17 protein-coding genes are annotated in these 21,629 nt (G+C 31.0%); 4 read left to right on the top strand and 13 right to left on the bottom strand.

What is annotated here, in order from left to right:
• Positions 1 to 175 precede the first annotated feature (175 nt).
• From AC07U8_RS08640 to AC07U8_RS08630, 3 genes are all read right to left on the bottom strand, one after another.
• Entirely contained in the window at positions 176 to 2,233 is a 2,058-nt protein-coding gene (locus AC07U8_RS08640) for a TonB-dependent receptor domain-containing protein (protein ID WP_494737701.1), read from the bottom strand.
• 510 nt (positions 2,234 to 2,743) lie between these two features.
• Positions 2,744 to 2,923: a ribbon-helix-helix protein, CopG family gene (locus AC07U8_RS08635; protein WP_004721206.1), complete on the bottom strand. Its 180-nt coding sequence runs from the start codon at positions 2,921 to 2,923 to the stop codon at positions 2,744 to 2,746.
• Positions 2,924 to 3,185: 262 nt separating this feature from the next.
• On the bottom strand, positions 3,186 to 3,542 hold the full coding sequence (locus tag AC07U8_RS08630; RefSeq protein WP_004721210.1) for a hypothetical protein: 357 nt from the start codon (positions 3,540 to 3,542) through the stop codon (positions 3,186 to 3,188).
• Between the two features lie 1,127 nt (positions 3,543 to 4,669).
• Here AC07U8_RS08630 and AC07U8_RS08625 point away from each other — a divergent pair.
• Positions 4,670 to 5,221, top strand: a complete 552-nt coding sequence (locus AC07U8_RS08625; protein WP_494737700.1) for a DUF2799 domain-containing protein — start codon at positions 4,670 to 4,672, stop codon at positions 5,219 to 5,221.
• Positions 5,222 to 5,456: 235 nt separating this feature from the next.
• On the opposite strand, the gene AC07U8_RS08620 is transcribed toward AC07U8_RS08625, so the two are convergent.
• From AC07U8_RS08620 to AC07U8_RS08610, 3 genes are all read right to left on the bottom strand, one after another.
• Positions 5,457 to 5,864 carry a hypothetical protein gene (locus tag AC07U8_RS08620; protein WP_303577037.1) on the bottom strand — a complete coding sequence of 136 codons (408 nt, stop codon included), beginning with the start codon at positions 5,862 to 5,864 and terminating at the stop codon, positions 5,457 to 5,459.
• An 81-nt stretch (positions 5,865 to 5,945) separates the two neighbouring features.
• The gene (locus tag AC07U8_RS08615) at positions 5,946 to 6,149 is read right to left on the bottom strand and encodes a hypothetical protein (protein WP_034612074.1); all 204 of its coding nucleotides are present in this window, start codon (positions 6,147 to 6,149) and stop codon (positions 5,946 to 5,948) included.
• A gap of 359 nt (positions 6,150 to 6,508) precedes the next feature.
• Positions 6,509 to 6,769: a hypothetical protein gene (locus AC07U8_RS08610; RefSeq protein WP_224965320.1), complete on the bottom strand. Its 261-nt coding sequence runs from the start codon at positions 6,767 to 6,769 to the stop codon at positions 6,509 to 6,511.
• Between the two features lie 1,737 nt (positions 6,770 to 8,506).
• Between AC07U8_RS08610 and AC07U8_RS08605 the strand changes: the two genes are divergently transcribed.
• Positions 8,507 to 9,385, top strand: coding sequence for an ATP-grasp fold amidoligase family protein (locus tag AC07U8_RS08605; protein ID WP_209826344.1), 879 nt, complete (start codon positions 8,507 to 8,509; stop codon positions 9,383 to 9,385).
• Positions 9,386 to 9,508: 123 nt separating this feature from the next.
• Here AC07U8_RS08605 and AC07U8_RS08600 read toward each other — a convergent pair whose 3' ends face one another.
• The 5 genes from AC07U8_RS08600 to AC07U8_RS08580 form a co-directional block, all read right to left on the bottom strand.
• Positions 9,509 to 9,766, bottom strand: coding sequence for a hypothetical protein (locus AC07U8_RS08600; RefSeq protein ID WP_096733911.1), 258 nt, complete (start codon positions 9,764 to 9,766; stop codon positions 9,509 to 9,511).
• 1,299 nt (positions 9,767 to 11,065) lie between these two features.
• Positions 11,066 to 11,677 carry an NAD(P)-dependent oxidoreductase gene (locus AC07U8_RS08595; RefSeq protein WP_004820758.1) on the bottom strand — a complete coding sequence of 204 codons (612 nt, stop codon included), beginning with the start codon at positions 11,675 to 11,677 and terminating at the stop codon, positions 11,066 to 11,068.
• Positions 11,678 to 12,263: 586 nt separating this feature from the next.
• Positions 12,264 to 12,464, bottom strand: coding sequence for a hypothetical protein (locus tag AC07U8_RS08590; RefSeq protein ID WP_004820756.1), 201 nt, complete (start codon positions 12,462 to 12,464; stop codon positions 12,264 to 12,266).
• Between the two features lie 25 nt (positions 12,465 to 12,489).
• Positions 12,490 to 12,759, bottom strand: a complete 270-nt coding sequence (locus tag AC07U8_RS08585; RefSeq protein ID WP_004721225.1) for a hypothetical protein — start codon at positions 12,757 to 12,759, stop codon at positions 12,490 to 12,492.
• 102 nt (positions 12,760 to 12,861) lie between these two features.
• A complete protein-coding gene (locus AC07U8_RS08580; RefSeq protein WP_004721227.1) occupies positions 12,862 to 13,020 on the bottom strand; it encodes a DUF1328 domain-containing protein in 159 nt (52 codons plus the stop codon).
• A gap of 1,101 nt (positions 13,021 to 14,121) precedes the next feature.
• On the opposite strand from AC07U8_RS08580, the gene AC07U8_RS08575 reads away from it, so the two are divergent.
• Positions 14,122 to 14,571, top strand: coding sequence for a BLUF domain-containing protein (locus AC07U8_RS08575; protein ID WP_419261820.1), 450 nt, complete (start codon positions 14,122 to 14,124; stop codon positions 14,569 to 14,571).
• 39 nt (positions 14,572 to 14,610) lie between these two features.
• Positions 14,611 to 15,078: a BLUF domain-containing protein gene (locus tag AC07U8_RS08570; RefSeq protein ID WP_419261819.1), complete on the top strand. Its 468-nt coding sequence runs from the start codon at positions 14,611 to 14,613 to the stop codon at positions 15,076 to 15,078.
• A gap of 319 nt (positions 15,079 to 15,397) precedes the next feature.
• On the opposite strand, the gene AC07U8_RS08565 is transcribed toward AC07U8_RS08570, so the two are convergent.
• Positions 15,398 to 15,658 (bottom strand): hypothetical protein, encoded by a 261-nt coding sequence (locus AC07U8_RS08565; RefSeq protein WP_096733908.1) that lies wholly within the window; start codon positions 15,656 to 15,658, stop codon positions 15,398 to 15,400.
• Between the two features lie 782 nt (positions 15,659 to 16,440).
• The gene (locus AC07U8_RS08560) at positions 16,441 to 21,510 is read right to left on the bottom strand and encodes a hypothetical protein (RefSeq protein WP_494737699.1); all 5,070 of its coding nucleotides are present in this window, start codon (positions 21,508 to 21,510) and stop codon (positions 16,441 to 16,443) included.
• Positions 21,511 to 21,629 lie beyond the last annotated feature (119 nt).

The raw sequence follows: 21,629 nt of genomic DNA, 5'->3' as shown, positions 1-21,629 counted from the left end.
AAAAAATTCCTAAATTCTGAAGATCATTGCTTTACTATTTTATATACAGCACTTGATTCATCGAAATAAAATCACTTCCTAATAAAAATACATAACAAAAAACCATCCGAAGATGGTTTTTCTAACGCATGATTTATTATTGAAGTGAAGTCAGTCTTCGCTTCAATATGATTGATTAGAACTTAAAGGTTGCGCCTACAAATACTTTTTGACGCTCAACGAAGTATGCATCTGCACCATTTGACAATTTTTTATCAAGTAAATTAGTAAAGCCACCACGTACAGTGAGCTTATCATTGACTTGATAATTGCTTGCTAAATTTACAATCGTATGCGGTTTTTGCATCGTAGGAGTAGCGCTTTTATCAGTTAAATATTGCTTACCTAAATATTGCGCAGACAATTCTACATTGAGTGGATCTATCGGTTGCCAATTTAGGGCTGAATTTACCGTTAATTTTGAAGTGGTCAGTAAGGTTGCACCAGTATCTTCATTTTTTGCTTTTAAGAAATACGTTGCATTATTATTCCATTTTAGATTGTCTAAAACTGGGAAATTTACAACCATTTCTAGACCACGCGTTACTGCATTTTGAATATTTTCATTTCGAGTAAACCAAATACCACCTTCGTGACCTAACGGCGAATAAGTGATTTTATTTTTAAAATCTGTATGGAAGAATGTCAAACCTAAATCTGTACCAAAACCAGTATAATTTACACCAATTTCATAGTTTGTGCTTTCCTCAGGCTTAAGGTTTGGATTACCTGTCATAAAGCAGCTACCACCCGTATAGGTATCTGGCTTTTGCTTACTGTCATACCAAATTTTACCTCTTAACCCATTGCAACCATTCCCACCAGATTCAGTTGCCCCACCAGGAGATGATTCTTTCACAGTTGGTGCACGGAAACCTTTTGCAATCCCCCCTTTAATCACAAGATCATCCATTGGACTATAAACTAAATAACCGCGTGGACTATGGTGATCACCATATTTATCATCATGATCTAAACGATTCCCTACTGTTAATGTCAAATTATCGAGCAGTGAAATATTGTCTTCAAGAAATAATGCCCAATTTTTATTATCCACCTTAGGGTCGGTATAGCTTTTCCCATCCCAACTGCCACCAGGTAGAGTACCAATTGTGTCAGTATTGGTTAATTCTTGTTTTTTCCATTGACCGCCAACAGTTAAGACTTGCTTAAACATTAGCTCAAATGGCATGGTTAAGCTACCTTCAACAATCAATTCATTTGATTTAGTCTTAGAACCAAGCACACTTGAATCATAGTCATTGTAGTATGCACTTAACTTAGATTTACCAATTGCCCACTCACCATCATGCGATACGCTATATGAATTATGTTCTAATTTTTTAGCTCCCCAACTGGTCTCCTGTTCTGCCCCTGTTTTGGGGTTAATTTGAGAACCTTTTTCATTCTTTTGAATACTGTGCCCTGCTTCAAAACTGAATGACTGTTTATCTGTTGGCTGATAGTGCAACATCGCATTGTAGTTTTGATCTTGAGAACCTGTGGTTCCGTTACCTGCTGAATATTTCTTATCTGCCTCTCGTTCAGTCATCCCTGCAGTCAAGCGCAGACCTAAGGTATCAGTTAATGGACCAGCAGCCATGACACCTGTTTGTAAAGAAGTGCCTAAATCAGATGAAGTTGTTGGCTGAGTATAATTTAAAGTGACATTACCGCCCCAAGCATTGGGAATCTTCTTAGTAATAATATTAATTACACCTCCCATGGCATCTGAACCATATAAGGAAGACATTGGACCACGAACGACTTCAATTCTTTCAATCATATCGGGTGTAATCCAGTTTAAATCCTGACGACCTAAATCTGGACGATAACTTACATCTCTTGAAGACCCGATGCGTTTACCATCAACCAAAATCAGTGTGTAATTGTCTGGTAAACCACGCAATTTAATCTTAGAACCTTCCTTCGAAGGACTAATTCCACCTGTTACCCCAGGAACTTTACTCAATAACTCTCCAAGACTACCCACAGGTTGTTTTTCGATATCTTCGCTTGTAATAACACTAATACTTGCTGGTGCTTCTTTAACATCTACTGCCTGACTACTCGCAGTCACTACAATTGTTTTTAACTTTGTCGCTTCTTCAGAAGTATCTTTTGCATATGCTGAAATTGACATTGCGGTGAGTATAGAAATTGACAGCGTTTGAAATCTTAATTGTTTATTCATGTTAATACGCAACTTAAATTAAGGAGGAATTGTGAAAGAATTGTTGCGCATTGTATTTGAGCAAAACCTCAAATGCAATTACTAATAATAATAATTATCATTTATTTAATTTTAATTTATGGTCAATTAACAGAAAAATACTTAATCATAATCATATGAAAAACAACGCTATAAAGGTCAAAACCAAGCTGAAGTTTTGTCAAAAATAAATTCAAAAAAATCTATTTTGTCGTATTGTTTCTAGACTTTCTTTTCAAAAAAAAGAGCTTACAAGCCATAAAACGGCCTGTAAGCTCTCTTTTGCTTATTTTACTCAATATCATCAAGCTCAAATTGGTCAGCTTTACAGAATCAAATATATTAAAAATTTATAAATATCAAAATCATCAATAATTAGTACAACATTTTTGATCAATCTTACTCAGTTTTCTCTGATTCAATATAAATAAGACCCGCTTTTCCCCCTAAAAAGCACAGTCCCATTTCTTGATAAAATTGATAATTTAAATATTACTTTTTTGGTAAAGTCGGTTTAGTCGCGTAATCAACACCATGCTTTTCTAAATACTCACGAATCAATTGGCGAACCACTTGTGAAGGCTTTAGATCCTGACGGTTGCACAATTCTTCAAAAGCTTCCTTTTTGTTCGGGTCTATCAAAATAGTTAATCTTGCTGTTTTATTTTCCATATCCCCAATCTCTTAATTTATTTAGAAATAGAATTCTAATAACATTTATGAGATTTTCAATGATATTTTTTTATTTTATGGTATTCATATTTATAACTTTACATTCATAGACTTAAGTCGACTATTTCACTCAAGATTTAACATCTTTATATAGCCTATATTCGGGCTGTATTTATATGCTAAATATGCATTCTATTTTCTTAGTATTGATGATTTAAAATGGCTATTACATCGTATCCAATATAATAGCCAATTGCTGCTTTTAAGAAAAATCTAACTCTTTTTCAAAAATTCGAAGTTCATGTCTTGCCATCGCTAAGTTCGATTTTTGGCGATCCAATACCAGATATAAAAATAAATCGCTATTCTTTTCAAGTGGACGTAATAAATGGTACTGCTTCCCGAGTGTGATCAAAACATCATCAATCGTATCTTTCAAATCTAGTGCTTTTGCTGTTTTAATTTTTGCTCTTAAAACTTCCGTATTTCCAGCTGCAGCAAGCTCTAGATCGATCCCCGTTCCTTGAGCGGCAAGTGATAATCCGCTTGTATAGTCTACAAGTGCTGCTGCTGTGAAGCCATCAATTTCAGCCAATGGATTTAAGTCAATTTTAGCCATTATTTTTTACCCCTTTTATTCAATATAAGATGATTTATATAGATTTATAACGCTATATAACAACATAAAAATATCATAAAATGATAATAAAATATTATATTATTATAATAATATGTGATTTTTTTTAATATTTTTCAGCACCTTGACACAAAAAAACCCTCCAATGAGGGCTCTATCAACCTTTTTTACTTTTTAGCTCAGTGCTTACATTCCTATAGAAAATTAGATCTTTCTTTTTTAGCGACTTTTATAATTTTTGTTTGTTCTGTTTTTCACTGACAAAAGTAAGTAAGAAATCTGTAAAAATAATTACGGTTAAAAATATCCGATTAATTTTTAAATTCAACACCATGATTGCATAGCATTTTTTGACAATAAAAATTAGCCACAACTACTCTTGGTTAAAACCACAAAATTAGTCGTCATTCTGCTTGAATGATATTTTCATTTGTTTAAAAACCAAGCCCGATGCGATAAAACCAAGGCATCCAATAACGATAAACTCAACAATAGCTTCAGTTAAACCGAGAACAAAAAAAACTATGGATAAGACTACCGATACAGTAAAAACGATCTTCCCAAACATTAGAATTAAGCCACTTTAAAGATCAATGTAAATTTAACTATAAAATCATAGTATATAAGTTTTATGAAATTAAATAAGTAACTATAAATTTCTGTATAATCGTTACTGCACTGAGCTCAATGATTGTCTATGTTTTGGATTTGTAGTCTTGCTTTAATCCGCTTTATTTTTATAGCGTTAGATGAAAATCCTATTTTTAGAAAAAATCTGAATAAATTATCAATCTATTAAATTTAACTGCCCATCCGTTATTTTTAAATTAAATGAAGTTAAGAATTTAGCAGTTCTGTTCTTTTGAAGATGAATCCTTGGGTTTATATCTATCAACTGCAATACAAACATTATGCACAATCTGAAGATACGCCAAAGTTAAAATACGATATCGGCAATAGCTGCAGGATCATGATAAAAACACTTTTTTATCTCAAATTTTAGATGCACTTTTCATGTAAATCCGTATTGATGATCAGGAAATTATTGACCTTGTCATGATAAAATCATTTTTTAAAAGTAATTCAAAAATCGTTTGGAAGAATTTTTCATGAAACTTATAGTAATTTTATCTACTTTTACGGTTTTACTTTCCGGTTGTGCTGCAATGAGTGTTGAACAATGTAAAACTGCAAATTGGTTTAACGTTGGTGAAAAAGATGGCGCTGCTGGAAATAAATCCCACATAGATAAATACTATTCCTCTTGTAAAAAAGCCAATATTATTCCTAGTCAAAATCTTTATGAAATGGGTTACCTAAAAGGTTTAGGGGCTTACTGTCAACCTGAAAATATCTTTTATGAAGCTTTAGAAGGTCGCGGTAATTTTAGAGTTTGCCCTGCAGAGAAACGTGAATCCTTACGTCATTATTATCAAGTGGCCAGTAACTTTTATCATGCGAATTCAGAATTTAATACTTCACAAAACAATCTAGATTACTATCTTGGAAAATTAGACAGCAAAGATCTATCTACCAAAGATCGCGACGACTATAAAAAGAAATTATCTGATCTTCGTAGCAATAGCAGTCAAGTACGCTCACGTTATCAAGACGCACTTCGGAATCTGGAACGCTTTAAAGCTGAGCATGATCTCTATTAGTTTTAAACAAAGTCACAAACAACGACTCACGAGCGATTTCGAACACTACTTTGGAATAAGTTATTCGAATAAAAAAGCCTCACATCACTGTGAGGCTTCCCCTTAATTTTGCGCTGATTAAGGATTATTGTATGCTTATTCACTATAATGAATTAACAATCACAGTTTTACTAAATAACGTGAAATGTGTCAATTTTAAATCATAAAATAAGCATACTTTTTCAACTATTCACCATCATTCAATGATACAGACTTGTTTTCTTAAGGGACTATCTCCTGCAAGATCGTCATTAGATGAACCAATACCATGTGTAATGCCATTTTCATCATAAAATGACAAAAATGTATAAGTTCTATTTTTATCACAGTCTACATAATTGATCATTTTCATATATTTAAAAGAATTATCCTGCCTATCCTTAGCAACTCTCAACATAACTGCTTTATATCTAGGCTGGTCCAATTTCGGCTCTCTTTTTACAAGAAAAAGCGACTTTTTTATTTTAGACGTATGTTTATCATCTAGCTCTTTTTTAAACTTTTCAATATCTAATTTTTCTTCAAGAAAAGTTGGTTTTATTGGATCAGCAAAGCTAAATTTCGAATTCAATATAAGAAATGCCAAGAGAATTTTTTTCATCATTGATTTAAATGTCATCTACAGTAAAGATCAGTCACATAAATTAAAGTCCCAACTTTCGATGGGTACATTTGCGAATTAATCTTAAAGACTTATATCAATATCGATGTTGTTGGCAATGTCAGAAACAATATCTTTACTTGTATTCACAATCAACCGACCTGTTTCCAAGATCAGATCAACGGCATCCAAAGGATTGATCGAATTCACGATATCATTCATTACGCTAGAATCTTTTTGCTCTGGCTGAGATTGCTGTTCTAAATCTTGATTTTCTAAATTATTCACTTTGTTCTTCCATAAGCCTCGCATAAGAATTCCACAATGAATTCAGGGGCTATTCAGTTGACTACATCACGATAGCAGAACTATGCCATATTGCCTCTACGCGGCCAATAGCTGACATCTATTCACTGATTTGATCCTGCAAATGCAGAGTCTTAGATTGATCTTGTTGATATGTATCTTATTTTCAACATATAGTTCGCCCCCATAATAAAACGAGACAGACTATGGAAATGATTTTCATCGTTGGGACTGTCTTGATTGAAAAATTAAACTCTATTAAAAAGTAAAATTTAGTTCGTTTAGGTGGTGGAATAAAGTTGTGGTTATTTCCTTCAGGAGACATTAAAACTTACAGTGTTTTAATTCCAAAAAACAGAAAATATTTTTTCTTTACCAGCATTTTTGATCCTCACCTTGTAGCCTGCTTTCTTAAATTCTTCACCCAGATTAACGATGTCATGTTGTGCGAAATCTGTAGTGATGTATTCACTTACAAATAACTCTCCTTCATCGGCTTTTAATCTAATTTGTGTTTTCAAAAATCTTTTAAGCTGCTCAATTGAAAAATATGGCGCTTGATTGGAATCTGTTTTAGTCTCATTCATTTTAGGTATTGGCATTTAAAAACTCACACTCGCAAAGTAAAAAAATATTATGAACAGCTTAACTTTGAATTGAGTATAAAAATTGAAATATCATGTATTCCATGTCATTTCATTTACATGATTATTTTTTAACAACTTTTAGACAATGATGACACACCGCCAACTCTCCGTCTTTACAATAATGCGTATCAATCACCCGATGAAAGCCAAACATACATTTTAATAACTGGATCAAAATCAATCCCTCCATAAAGTAAAAAGCCCATCTCAAGATGAGCTTTTCCATTGAGCAGTTTTATTTTGGAAACCATACGCCAGTTGGCACATTTCCCAACAGGTGTACCAGTAAAGTTAAGGCAATAAATACGGAAAAGAAAAAAACGATGTTTATTGATTTGTCTATCATGATTTCACCCTCATTTTATTGTTGTTTCTTTTTTATACAATAAATTATGTAAAATATCAAACAATTTAAGCAACTTAAAATATATTTTTTACCATTTGTTAAAATAATTTATCAAATAATCAAAATTGAAAATTCATGGATAATCCAAAATGATCACCATTTCACTGTAACCCAAATGCAGCAAGGCAAAATTAAAAAATATAAAAAAAGATGCCTTAGCATCTTTCATTTATATGAAGTTTATTTAAACAATAATATTTAATTTTTTAAGTAAAAAATTTTTAATAATTTCATTCTCATCTAATAACATCAGTTCATCAGATACCCAAAAAATATAAAATACGTTTTTAAACTGAATCTTTCTTTTAAAATAGTTTGTTGTTGAATTGGGTAATTTACCTTTTACTTTAAAAGACTTTTTATTATCATTTCCTAGCAACTTACTTCCATGCCAGGGACCGCCTATACAAATATTCATAAGAATTAATTTTAAAGATGTTGTTCTGAATTTACATCAAATCTATAAATAAACAACCCATACCTTCGTATAAATTTTAAGCAAAACTATAATAGACCACATCATTGGATCAAATAGCGCATTATTTGAACTCCAATGATGTCAAGTTAGAACGCAGAACATCCGTTTACAGTAGCTATTCCAAATATTAATTCATTCATATTTATTAAAAGTGTGCTTAAAATCACATTAAATCCTCAATATTCTTTCAATAAAGCTTAACTATTCAGCTTTCCATCGATACTAATATTCATTTTTTCAAATCGTTTTATGCTTTTAGATAGAAGCCAGATACTTATCATTTATTGATTAGGCTAAAATTAATAAACCCACCTAAAAAATAGGTGGGTTTATTAAAGACTTAAATACCAAGTCAAAGTGAAAAGCACAACCTTCTTCACTGGTTAAATTTTACACAATTCATATTAAGATTCAAGAAAATATTTTACCTTTTGGTAAAGCTTCATATATGTATCGTAAATTTTATGTAACAGATTGCTTAAATCTTTAGCAAATCGCCTAAGGATTGTCGGTCTAAGCGATCTAAAGCTTAAATTTTCATGGATTACAATAACCACGCGCTTGATTCAAATATGTCATATCACACATATAAAAACTGGATTCAACATATTGATTAAATATAATAATTTATAATTCAAAAACGTAGCCCGATAAATTTTCCAATCACCCCGTAAGTGAAAATAAATATGAAATATTTAGAGTAATAAGCCTATTACTATAATACTCATACATAAAGTCATTCGCTTTTTAAAAATTTTTTAAGCTTTGGTTATTTATACTTATACGATCATTAATTGGGTTTTGACAAATGATTGACAATCTCACCTATTTTGCAAAAGTTATAAGAGCATATTTTGTCTCAGATAAGCAATATTTAACCAAACGTTTTATTAATAAACTTGGTTATATTCCCAATTTTGATCAGCCCAAAAGTTTTAATGAAAAAGTTACAGCAAGAATGATTTTTGAAAGAGATCCATTACATACCTTATTGGCTGATAAATTGGCTGTAAGAGAAGTGATCAGCAATAAAATTTGTTCTTCTCATCTGGTCCCATTGATCGGTGTATACCAATCTTTCAATGAAATTGACTTTAGTCGACTGCCCGATAGATTTGTTTTGAAATGCAATCATGATAGCGGCAGCGCAATCGTCTGCAATGATAAGTGTCAATTTGATCAAAGAAATGCGGAAAACAAATTAACGCATCATTTAAAGCAAAATATGTATTTCAGGAAAAGAGAATGGCATTACAAAAATATTAAGCCATCAATTTTAGCTGAGCAATATGTTGAATTATTGATTGACCAAGAAACTAAATTAACCATTGCCACATGTAGAGTCCATTGCTTTGAAGGTCAACCCAAATTTATCGAAGTCGATGTACAAGATAGTCTCAAAAATGAATATTCAAATATTTACGATACTTCGTGGACACTCCAACCATTTACAGTTGATTTAAAAAGCAATAGCCCTGCATATTTAAAAAAACCAGCTCGGCTAGGCATCTTAATTGAGTTATCACAAACGCTCTGCCTGAAATATGGTTATAGTCGAATAGATTTTTTGATATCAAAAAATAATATCTATTTCAGTGAAATAACCCTAACACCTAATGCTGGAAGAATGGTCATTGAACCCAAAGAGTGGGATATGAAACTTGGTAGTTATTGGCATTTATTTTAAAATGATGTGAAAATACCCACAAAGAGCTGGACTTGTGGGTATATAAATCATAACAAGTGAGTAAAAAACCCTCAAAGTTTAGTTCAATGAAAATATGACTTATTGCATGTAGTTTATATATCGCTACACAATAAATTTAAACTCAAATTTTCCTTTATAATCAATAGTATCTAAATAATCTTTAATGTCATGTGCTATATTCTTAAAGGTTTCTAAAACATCACTTGGTGGATCAATAACGACTTCAATTTTATAATTTTCATCTTCTTTTTTTGTAGTATGTGTATATATGCCATCACAGCTCATTTTTAATTTTAGATAATCCTCTAGCGTTTTAGTTAAATGATTTGTTACCAGCTCAATTTTTGAAAATTTGTGCATATCCCCTCTTTCCTAAATCACTAGTCATAACCAGATAAAGAATCTCGTATCTTCTCAATCAAATACTCTTTAACTTATCAGAAAGACCAGTTATCCAGACGTTGATGCTTAAGTTACGATTCACTATATCGTATTTTATAGATATACTAATTCAATCTTAGGTTGAAAATCAACTACTATTCTTTTGAAATTTCTACTATTTTGAGATTTAATGCCAATAAAAAAACTATTTTTAGTTATTTTCCCCTTCTATTCTTATATTTCCTAATATATTTATACCCATGTAGTTCTTAAAAAAGATATTTCATAAATCAAAAAATGATCATGTTGAGTGAATCAGATTGGTATTGAAAGTTCCTTCTCGCTTTGGGAGAAAGCTAGGATGAGGGGGATTTTATGTTGATCTATGGTCTTAAAAAGGACTTATGCAGATGTCTAAAGTATAAAACTAAAAGTCATATCTACAATGGTTGCAACTGTTCATATCATTTTACTCAGCACTAATCCAAGTACGAGCCAGTCCATGTATGACCTAATCTAAGTACAACCTAATCTAAGTTTGATGAATAAAACGCGAAAAATAATTTATCTTCAAATGACAAAAAAATTAAAAATGTTGTTGATTTAAATGAATTAATATTTAGAAAACTCAGAATAGTGATTTTAAAACCAATGACAATAAATCATTTATCATCATGCGTTCATCTATTTTCATACAAGACTCATTTAGAGACCATTATAACAATATCTTAAAATTCTTATAACGAATATACACTTAAATAAAAGTTACTGATTAAATTAAGAAACTGATAGACATTTTTCAAAGTTTTTTAAATGAATACTTTTTGTTTCATAACATTTCCAGCATATAAGTCTATCCATAAAAGTGTTATAGTATAACAATTCAAAAAAGAGCTTTTCATGACAAATCCATATATCAATAGCAAGTTCTATATTTTAATTTTGGTCTTATTTATATCAATTATGACCACTAATGTAATCCACAATGACTTTTCAGACAGCTTATTAACCATAATTAACTGTTTTATCATCATAAAAGTATTACATGTATTGTCCATTCAACTTTTAAACACAATCTTTAAAATTTGCAATCCTTAATTCATTTAAACTATATAGTTATATTTATTCAATATAGATAAATAAAATGACCTACAGCAATGACCAAAATATTTAAAATAAAAATACTTATAAGTACAAATAAGTCTAGAAAACGCTAAAATCATCAATTTAATTTTTATAGAAAAAAACCCTCACATGAGGGCTCTTATACACTTCTTCTTAGTATCCAACAGTAAAACGTTGATTAATATGGTTGTTATTTTCAATTTCATCAGATAATGCTATTGCAAAATCTTCAGCTGAAATTTTACTGCCGTCTTTACCAATTATAAGTTCATCTTTGCCTAAACGAAATTCTCCTGTACGTTTTCCTGGACCAAACTCTGCCGAAGGTGATATAAAAGTCCATTCAATATCATCGACTTGTTTAAGTTTTTCAAGGAAATTTACAGCAGCTTCTGCTTCAGGTTTATACGCAGCAGGAAAGTCATCTGTATCCAATAAGCGTACATTTTTGTTGGGAATAGTCAATCCGCCAGCACCACCAACAACCAAATAACGCTTAACTTTAGAATCCCGAATTGTGTTAATCAATGCATTCGCATCTAAGCCATGAAAAGGAACAGCACTTATCACAACATCTTGCCCTTTTAGAGCTTCTACAAGCGCTTCATGATCATTTAAGTCCACATCTACAGATAAGACACGCTCTGTATCTGGTACTTTATGTGTATTACGTGCGATGGCTTTAACGTAATGACCACGTGAAACAAGCTCTTCTAAAATACGTGAACCCGCCATACCTGTTGCACCAATTAAAGCAATCTTCATAATCGTTCCTCACTTATTTAAGATAATTCAAAAATCTTAATCAAATCGTTTTATAAACCATTAAACTTAAAACTTATAATGTTTAAAATTTTATAAATAATTTACACATGAAATAATTAACAATTTATAGATTAAGATTGATAATCCATTATCACCTATATAATTCCATTTTGAATTATTAGTTAAGTTTATTTTCTGTCAAAATCATGTAAACAATGTCACTTTTTAATAGCTCTCATGTATAGGCATTTATTCTAAGTATAATGATTTTAGTAACTGGCTTTCACTTGAATAAAGTTTATGCCTTATTTTAAAATATACTTACTAAGATGGCTGAGTTACCTTAGCTTCCACCTATTAAAGGTGGTCAAGAAACAGAAAAACGTTATGATTATTCACTTCGAGTAGCTAAACACACAGCCCTAAATTTTTGCATCTTTAAAAACTACCATAAGTGTAGCATCTTATATTCAGGATGTAGTTTTGATTAGTTAAGTTACTCTATGAGATAACTCTTAGTCACTTTAGACCGATTAAATTAAGGCTAAAATTATAAAAATGAATTGAGAAGCTTAGAATATTTGATTCAACTGCTTCTCATCATTTGTCGTTGCTGGCGAACTAATCCTAACTGCATCTTTCTCTCAAGTATTTCTTCTTCAGAGAATGATAAAGAATCTTTTAATATTTCAATAGGTAATGAACTATTTTCAATCAAATAGCAGTCTTGATCAGTTGACCATTCTGAAATCAATGCTGCTTTTTTTCGCTTATGTCTATGATGCATATAAATACCCTTAATCAAAAAAATCTTATAGATTTATTTGCCGATCAACCCATTCCAAAAATTTATTTTTATTATTTATTTCAGGTGCGTTGACTATTACTATATTTTTTTTACTGCCAAATTTACCCGAGATTTTGTTTGGTTTCTCAAAATTGAACTCATCATCTGTGCCCTCATTTAAAGCTCTGAAATATTCAGCGATCTTCTCAAAATTTGTTTTACTATTAAAGTCAGGTCTTAAAAGTAAAAAATTATAAATTTGTTCTAAAACAAAATCATAGTTAATATTTTTCATAATGTTCTCAGTTCAAATTTATTTAAATGATTTAAGTATTTTCAAATTCATTATATCTAACGATAGAATGATTAAATTCTATCGTTAGATGGTTTAGAGTGACTATACCTTTCCACGAGAAATAAAACCAATCACAGTAAGGATAACAGCTACAACCAATAGAATAACTGCAAAATCTTTTGAAAGACCTGCTACACCACCAAATCCTAAAAGACTCGCTATAAGTGCTATTACAGCAAAGATAATCGCCCAACGAAACATACTATATTACTCCCTAAAATATATTTTGATTTAAAATAACACTATAAATTAATATTTTAATTCAAGTGTTATTTTATGTGATTAAAATATTCTAGTTTATAATATTTACAACTCAAAACCACATTAACACTTAAACTCACCAATTAAGATAAACTTATAATTCAAGATAAAAATAAAAAAAACATTAAAAATTACTTTTTATATAACTTATTAAGAATAAAAAATCGATCAACACGTGTATCCTTTAATTTCGGCATAATCATTTTTATAATCAATAAAACAGAGCAAGAAATAAAAAGCATGACGATGACTTCAACCGAGTAACTTATCATGAATAAAAGGCTATAGAATCCTAAGAAGAAAGATAGACTTAGGAATACCTTTTTCAAATAAATTGTAATGAATACACCATATAGTAAAGCTGATAAAAACAAGTTGAGTTTTTTATTCATCCCCAATTGATCAAAAATAATAATAAGCAATGAAATACTTAAAACAGAGACAATAAAAATAACAATATTTTTTAAAATTTGCATTTCATCCTCTATCATTTCATATTTATAAAAATGCTCCCCCCTTAGTTGTCCGACTAAGGGGGAAGACTCCCCCAATACACAACACTTTTATTCAACACATCATTTTTATAACGAATTATTTTAATTTAAGCGTTAGCGACAATCACCTTAAATTAATATTCAGATTTATAATAATGATGAGCACTTGTGGTGTATCTAGGCAGTATAAATAATATGAAATTTAGCGATATAATCCATGGCTTACATGATTGTGAGAAATTTCGTACATTTGTATGTTTTTTAACCACACGAAATTAAAAATATATTTATTAAATCTATTATTTTCAAATATTTAATTTTAACTATAGGCTAAATTTACTTTGTAAAGTAACAAAACACTCAAACAGTGTTAAAAAACTTTACATTTCATGTTTCGACCCATTGGTACGATTTGTTAGCTTTTGATTAATTATCAATGTATTGTAGTCATCGTTACTAATCTTTCTATGTGAATACATAAAGCTTATTAATAAAATTAAAGCGTTAGCACTAGTTCGAAGTAATTATTTATCGTGGAAGCCTTCTAATGGAATTTGTAAGAGTTTTATATGCAAGTAAAGCTACGAGTACTCATCCAGATCTTAAGAATGATTTGATAGAAATTCTTAACACAGCTGTTGATTTCAACTCTCGCAATGAAATCACAGGCGTTCTTTACTATGGACATGGATATTTTGTTCAATGTCTTGAAGGACATAAAAGTAAAGTTGATGATCTGTTCTATAATCAAATTTTAAAAGATCAACGTCATCAAAACTGTGAGATTTTATATTACGAAAAATGCGACATAGGTTTGTTTAAGCATTGGAATATGAAATTTGCCCCTGTCAATAAAAGACTTGGTGACTTTTTCCTAGAAAATCATCGTGATGATTTCAACCCATTTCTTCTTTCTAGTGAGACGATCCCTTCTTTTATCGACCTTTTAGCGGGTGAATACGCTATTGAGGCATATAATTTTGATATCAATGAATAAGATTTTTTATACGAATCTACGCAAATTGAGGAAAGATGTATGCTAATTCGATTGTGCTATGCGAGTACTCGAAATGAATTAGCCAATGACCTTATTGAAGATTTAAATGCTATCTTAAATACTGCGCGTGATTTCAATGGAAAAAATAAAATTTTTGGTGTTCTATACTATGCTAATAATCATTTTTTTCAATGTCTTGAAGGTGAAAGGTCTATAGTTCAAGCGTTATTTCAAAGTATAAAAAATGACGCTAGGCACAATAGCATTATTGAATTTGAAATCATGAATATTGACAAAATTAGTTTTAAAAACTGGTCAATGAAATACGTACAAAAGTGCTCAAAAGTTGATTTATTTTTTAATCAGCTTGGCTATGACTCATTTACGCCAGCAGCCCTCAATAATGCTCATTTAAATAGCTTATTAAATGAGCTTTTGAAAGAAAAGCAAACTCGAGTGCGTAAAAAGGTCGGTTTAAATCAGCGAGGAATCTCCTCTTTTCTTTAAATATCAAAAGAGAGGGTTATGGACCCTCTCTTTTAAAGTTTGACCGATTGACTCGCACCCAGTTGCTCTGATTCACCAGATATAGATGCTTTTACTAATTTAAAAAGCGTAACAAGTTTTCCAGCGACAATAGAAACCAAATCGAGTTAATGAATGGATTAATCTATTGATGGCCGCTTGTTAAGTTTTCACTTTTAATTTCCTATACCTATAGAGATATATTTTTACTACCCCTAGATAGATAAAGTTAAATCGTTTTTACCTTAGGTACATGTTTTAAATTATTATGAAAATTATTTATCTGTAATATAAGTAAGTTTTATGAGTAATTCATTTTATTGTTATTATTAATACTAACTACTTTAAAGTTACAATTTTTATAATTAATATTTTCATTTATTCTTGCATGATCAAGCTCATCCCATAATTCAAAGTAAAAAAATTCAGATGTGTCTGAGTAAATCCAAAACCATAAAGTAGATTGATCTTTTTTAACTGGGTCATAAATACTATCTTTAACTTTGACAAGTTTATGTAAATGAAATTTATCATCTTGAAGTACTATTTCATGAATACTCAATAGTGTGATTCCTGCAATTTAAAATCATTTAGACTATAACTCATTTTTATTTCTTTTTTTTATTATGATTTTTTTAAAAATGTAATTTAATGATTAAATGTAAATGTTTCTTTCTATATTTAAGATAAATTTAAGCTAAGCTGGAAAGATTATTGAGTAATATATCAATAACGTGAATAGATTTTAATCCGTATTAAATTCAATACAGTAGAACCTGATTTAAAGTCGCACGTGTATGCTATGAGTCCTAACAATAATACACTCTTCTAAGGTATCTCCTGTTCCAGCATCACGAAGATGTTTGTACTTGACTTGAAGACGCCAAAAATTGCCACATTGTCTAAGTCTTTGTATTTTTATTTTGTTGCTAACTTATCGCAAACATGTTGAATATACCGCCAGTTTCTGCAATTTTTCTGAATTCACGAATAATAGAGATGCAACAAAAGCAAAAAAAAGACCTATAAGCTTTTGAATTGCTTATAAGTCTTTAAAAATCTTGGTAGGTATATCCAATACCAAACAAAATAGCAAAGTGTTGATTGTAAACAATTTAATAAAACACTCCGCAAAATGATACATACAATGATACAAAATAAAATATACTAGCCGATTCATTAAGTACTTAATATACGGCTAGATATGATTAAATATTTTTTCATTATTCCATCAATTTTCTATGTCCTGACAATCAAAATAAGTAACTTGCCTAATTATTTTTTGTCAGGTCACAGGAAAGAAAGTATCTTCAAACTATAAAAAGTTTCAACTATTTTTAAGTTTTAAGACACAATTTTTCTAGAGCGGATTAAGTGTTCACGTAAATAGTAAGCTCTAGCAGAACCCGTTTCAATAATTCCATTTAACAGAACAAGACAAATTCGGTACATCTTTTGGCTTAACATTCCTCTGTTTTCCACCTGTAAATACCGTCCAATAGACATCTCCAAATAAAATGCCGTATTCCGTTGTTTTGCTATTAAATCAGAATTTTTAGTAACTTTATCTGCTAAAATCTGAATACCCCTATCAAAAAATAGATCATAAAAGTTATAAATTAATGAGGATAAGGCTTCAAATACATGACTATTATTTGCAGACTGCTTTGCAAAGGCTAATAGATGTTCAGCACCGTGCTCCATACATTTTCGATCACTTTCATGACCTTGCCAAGGTGTATCTGCATATAACTCACCACGTAAGAGTTTATTTAAGTCGCTTTGTAATCCTCTATACCGCTCATTAACATCATTTAATGCAATTTTATGTAATTCAGGTTCCAGTATCTTCCATAGAGACCATATTGCATCAAAATCATTGTCATTTTCTGCTGCCACATCAAATGATAATTTTACAGAATAAATAAAGCTCGGTGCCCTTGAACATCCAGAAATCATTAGTTCTTTGAATGGCATAAAGCTATGTTTTTTCGAGTATATTATTTGTTCAACAAAGCAGTCTTGCATTTGCCTTTTTATATCATGGTGGATTTTTTCTGCATCATTCGTATGGTAATTACTATATTCAGAGTCAAAGATAAATTTTACTAATTTTTTAACTAAATCAATTTGCTGGCAATCTGTTGGATTAAGAGGAATTATTAACATAGGTAGATGTAGCAACCACGCTGCGTGACTTTCTAAAGTAATATCATCAACAGAATAATTAAAAGCTCCTTCAATTAATTGCTGGCGAAAGTCTTTCAGCTTCAGCCACCATTGCTTCTGAGCATCTTCAAGATTTTTATCTTTCAAATAGTGAAATCTAGTACTCACTTTTTGTGTCTCTCGAAATTTGGCGTACTCAATCACTCCATTTAAACATTTGGCTGCAAGGTTACCATCTATTGACCACAGATAATCTCTTACACCCTTAGCACCTAAAGCAGAAATATTATGATTGGCATGCGTTAACGTAGCGGCTAAAGCAAAGTGTAAATTGCTCAATTGCTCTGGTTCTAGCTCTAATTCGAAAAGCTTTGGCAGAATAAAAGCACATGCACCATTACCAAAGTGTATTTGGTTATATCTAAAACCTATCTCTGGAGTATCTGCTGCTTCCAAGACTGAATCTACAATGATCTCAAAGCACCATTCAATATCTATTACTGTTAAGCTATCAATACTATCTCGGATACAAACTGCTGCTACAGTCTTAATGGCTTCAACTGCCAATTGTAAGTAGTCTGATACTTTATTGGCTTGTAAATCAAACAATAATTGCTTGGCGGCTTCTAAAGCATCTTTATATGAAGCAAAATACTCTTGTTTAAATTGTTTCTTTTCAAACAGTTCTCTTGCCCATAAATGTAGCCCGATTATAGAACTATCAAATTTATGCTTTTGATCGAATTCTTGTTGGTGTTGTTTTAAGTCTTCAGGTAATTCAGATGAATTCTGAAATAATATCCGATCATTTTCCTTATCATCAATAGCCACCCATGTTCTTGTATCTACTCTATTAACAAGATATTTGAGGGGTCTTTTATTGCTAACAGACGCCTTATTTTTCAAGTTGTCTACTATTTGAAGAACATCCTCCCTTAGATCAGAAAACTGAAGCCTAGTTAATAACGTCTCTATAGTATCTTTTCTCCAAGGTCTAAGTGCAGACTCTTTTCTTTCCTCAATATATACACTAGTCATGACATCATTATCATAAGCATTGAACCAGTGAGGCTGGTCGCCACCCATTTCACTAACAACACGAGCTAAGTCAAGAGAATACAACTCTGCATTATTCAATATAGGAAATACCGCCTTCCTTACTTTATCTGGAAATCCTACAGCAATGGATGCGAGCACTGAAGTAATCAGTACTGAGTTGCTATTTTTTAACAAATAATCATAAATCCAATCAACTTTATGTTCTCCACCAATATTATTGATGTAATCCACTAGCCAATTTTCTAAAGCCATCAAAGCACATTGCAATACATAAGGTATACCTGAATGCCCCCTATATCCTGACCAAAACTCTGTAGTAACAAACTGGTCAACAGTTGTACCATCTTTTAAAACTAATGTTTCTGAATATATTTTGGAACCTGATTTTAGATTAAATTCCTTGTATTTTTCAGTTGAAAAATTACATAGATTAACAATAAAATCCAGACCTTTTCTGGGGTGATATTTTAATAAATATGCAAATGGTCCTTTTGCCCCACTTGGTGCGAAAAAATCATGATTTTCATCTAACCCATATCGTTCTTCTCCCCTCACACTCTCATTTCGGTATCGACTGTCTTCTTTTCTTTGCTCGAATACCCATTCATGCATTGCTAGTTTTATTATAAAATCTGGAAGACATTTACATAACATCGGCACATGGACTCCAATCAAAGCCATACTCGTTAACTGATCTACATAGCTCAATCTTCGAGGATTATTTTTTGATACAAAAACATCTTGTGCCATTAATTGGTCGAATTCAGGTTCGATTGTTGGTAATACTTTAAGTAAAACACCAAGAATTTTTTTTCGGCTGTCTTCATTTCGATAGGCATCTTTTAAAGGCTCTAATAACCAAAGAGCTAATAATCCAACGACTCTAGATTCTTCTGGTAAATCATCATAAATACTTATGACCGCACACCAATCATCTATTAACTCAACAATATGATTCAAAGTAGATTTACTTAAATTACTTCTAGACTCATAGATAAAATTAAATAGTGCCCCCCAACTTTTACCATATGGTATTAAAAACAAGGTCTGGATTATCCCAGATTTTTTATCTAGTTTCAGTGAATTACTAAAGCGAGAATTGGGTCTTTGACAAGTGATTCTTAAAATAAAACAAAAACGAATTAATAATGCACAATCATCTTTAAGAAGATCGTTTCTCATTAATTCTAAAAATATCTCAGGGGTATCATGCTGTAAAATCGCTGCAATAGTTTCATCTTTCCAAAAGCTCTCAATATCATCAGCACTTAATATATTCTCAACAATATCACAAGCAGATGTATCAAATTTTAATCGACAATATAACCATAGTCTAAATGCTCTACTTATGGCAGGCTCATTTCCGATAGCTGATAAAAAATGCGTCACATTATCCAAGTTATTTTTATATTGATCTTCAATAAACTCCTCTAATGCCCAATCTTCCAAAACATCATGTGGTAAGCTAATAGTTGAGTTTGTTTGATCTCGATAAATTAGGTTATCTTCTTCTAATTTAGATATTACTTCTGGATCAAATGGATCTGCTGAGATACCAAACACCATTTTTTTTGCTCGCTGTGTAGCAATTTCAATAAATGTTTTTCTGCGTTTTACAGGCATACCAGATTTGCGATCTTGCTCTTTAGCTATAACTGAAGACCAGATAGTCTTTTTAAACTCAATTTCCGTATCACCTGTTTGGAATTGTGCTCCATTACTAATCGCTCGGACGGCTATTTCAATAAAAAAGGGTATCCTAAGAATATTTCCTAATTCGTCATTTGAAGTTAGTGCCTTAAGCTCAGGAATATGTTCACAAACTTGTTGCAATTGTTCTTCAGAAAAACCCTTGATATTTACGCTACTAAATTTGATTCCGTTCGGTTGCAGAAAGTTAAAGGAAAGTTGTTGAAATGCATAATCACGTCCTGTTGCAATGATAGTCCAACCTGCCTGCTGTTGAATAAATTGAAGTAAGTCAATGAATGCATTTTGATGATCAAGTTCTAAAACTTTTTCAATAGACTCTATAACGAGAATTTTCTCAGACAGTAAAGAAAAGTACCCTCCTATTTGGCTTAAGTTTGATTGCATACCTATAGATGAGAAAACATCATTAAGATGACTACAATCTAAATCTTCGGCTCGTAGATAAAAAACTGGGACATCTTTAGCTTTGCTTGAAATAAAATCTTTTACGATACCCGACTTTCCAGAACCTCTAGCACCTGTTACAAATAGAAAATTACTTTCCTCAAAAGATTCTGAAATTTTAGCTAAACACTCCACTCTATTAACATGAAATCCTTGAATTGTATTTGAAATACCTCTAAAGATATGATTTCCACGTTCTTGAAACTTTAAAAAGTCTGCTTCAAAGTTAACTTTACTTTTAACCGTAAATAACTCACTAACTTCACTCGGCATATTTTCATAAGTTAAAATCCCTGCATTCTGATTAAACTCCTGAACACATGTAATAACTTTAGATAAAACAAGTGATGGTGGTTCATCACAATAACATTGAATTAGAGAGCACAATAAATGGGCAACTACGGAATATTTAGTATCCAAGTCAAAAGATACAATATGAAAAATTCGTAAAAAGCTCCATAACTCTTCATCCGAAATAGGCTTTCCTTGATTTGCACGTGATAATTGGACTCTAAAAATATTTAATCTATTTATCTTTGCTTTACTAGTAAAGCCTTTAGTCGTAATTTTCTTGATGAAATCTATGGAATTTGAGGAATATCTAGCCCACTCTAATATAGGCAGCGTATTGTTAATGTCATGTTGAGAAAGTGGCCCTGTAATCAATGCGATAGAATCATTTTCTCGATTGAAACTTTTGTTTTTATAATCATACCATGCGCTGATCATTACTTCAGTGAACATTGAATCTTCAGCTTCACTTACTGATATTTCATGTTTTATTTGAGCATACAACTTACTCGAATTGCCAAAATTATTTGATGCACTCAAAACAAAATCATCTATATGAGAACCATCATATTTATTTTGAAATTTTAATTCTTTAGCTCTCATATTTTGAGATAAGCAAGGGATACAAGATTGCGTAAATAGTGCAATAGCAAATGATGCTTGAACCCTAGTCTCAAAATTTACGCCCCCACCTCCGGTTGAGAAAGGATTACTTTGTTTCTTTATATCTAGGCTCATTTCTTTGCTCATTAAATACAGTTTCTTATGAAATAAATGATTAGGCTTAATTATAGATTTACTAAATTTTACCTATATAATTTATCAAATAACTATACCTAAAAAATAATAAAATTAAA

The sequence above is a fragment of the Acinetobacter sp. GW821-FHT01E09 genome, assembly GCF_059422385.1.
The sequence above is the reverse complement of the archived record's forward strand: the minus strand, read 5'-3'. Positions and strand labels throughout refer to the sequence as shown.

Bases quoted from the DNA above. Each gene is read 5' to 3' on its own strand.
- AC07U8_RS08600 (WP_096733911.1), bottom strand. From the start codon at position 9,766: ATGCACAAATTTTCAAAAATTGAGCTGGTAACAAATCATTTAACTAAA.
- AC07U8_RS08575 (WP_419261820.1), top strand. From the start codon at position 14,122: ATGGAATTTGTAAGAGTTTTATATGCAAGTAAAGCTACGAGTACTCAT.
- AC07U8_RS08640 (WP_494737701.1), bottom strand. From the start codon at position 2,233: ATGAATAAACAATTAAGATTTCAAACGCTGTCAATTTCTATACTCACC.
- AC07U8_RS08620 (WP_303577037.1), bottom strand. From the start codon at position 5,864: ATGATGAAAAAAATTCTCTTGGCATTTCTTATATTGAATTCGAAATTT.
- AC07U8_RS08595 (WP_004820758.1), bottom strand. From the start codon at position 11,677: ATGAAGATTGCTTTAATTGGTGCAACAGGTATGGCGGGTTCACGTATT.
- AC07U8_RS08635 (WP_004721206.1), bottom strand. From the start codon at position 2,923: ATGGAAAATAAAACAGCAAGATTAACTATTTTGATAGACCCGAACAAA.
- AC07U8_RS08610 (WP_224965320.1), bottom strand. From the start codon at position 6,769: ATGCCAATACCTAAAATGAATGAGACTAAAACAGATTCCAATCAAGCG.
- AC07U8_RS08605 (WP_209826344.1), top strand. From the start codon at position 8,507: ATGATTGACAATCTCACCTATTTTGCAAAAGTTATAAGAGCATATTTT.
- AC07U8_RS08585 (WP_004721225.1), bottom strand. From the start codon at position 12,759: ATGAAAAATATTAACTATGATTTTGTTTTAGAACAAATTTATAATTTT.
- AC07U8_RS08580 (WP_004721227.1), bottom strand. From the start codon at position 13,020: ATGTTTCGTTGGGCGATTATCTTTGCTGTAATAGCACTTATAGCGAGT.
- AC07U8_RS08630 (WP_004721210.1), bottom strand. From the start codon at position 3,542: ATGGCTAAAATTGACTTAAATCCATTGGCTGAAATTGATGGCTTCACA.
- AC07U8_RS08570 (WP_419261819.1), top strand. From the start codon at position 14,611: ATGCTAATTCGATTGTGCTATGCGAGTACTCGAAATGAATTAGCCAAT.
- AC07U8_RS08625 (WP_494737700.1), top strand. From the start codon at position 4,670: ATGAAACTTATAGTAATTTTATCTACTTTTACGGTTTTACTTTCCGGT.
- AC07U8_RS08590 (WP_004820756.1), bottom strand. From the start codon at position 12,464: ATGCATCATAGACATAAGCGAAAAAAAGCAGCATTGATTTCAGAATGG.
- AC07U8_RS08560 (WP_494737699.1), bottom strand. From the start codon at position 21,510: ATGAGCCTAGATATAAAGAAACAAAGTAATCCTTTCTCAACCGGAGGT.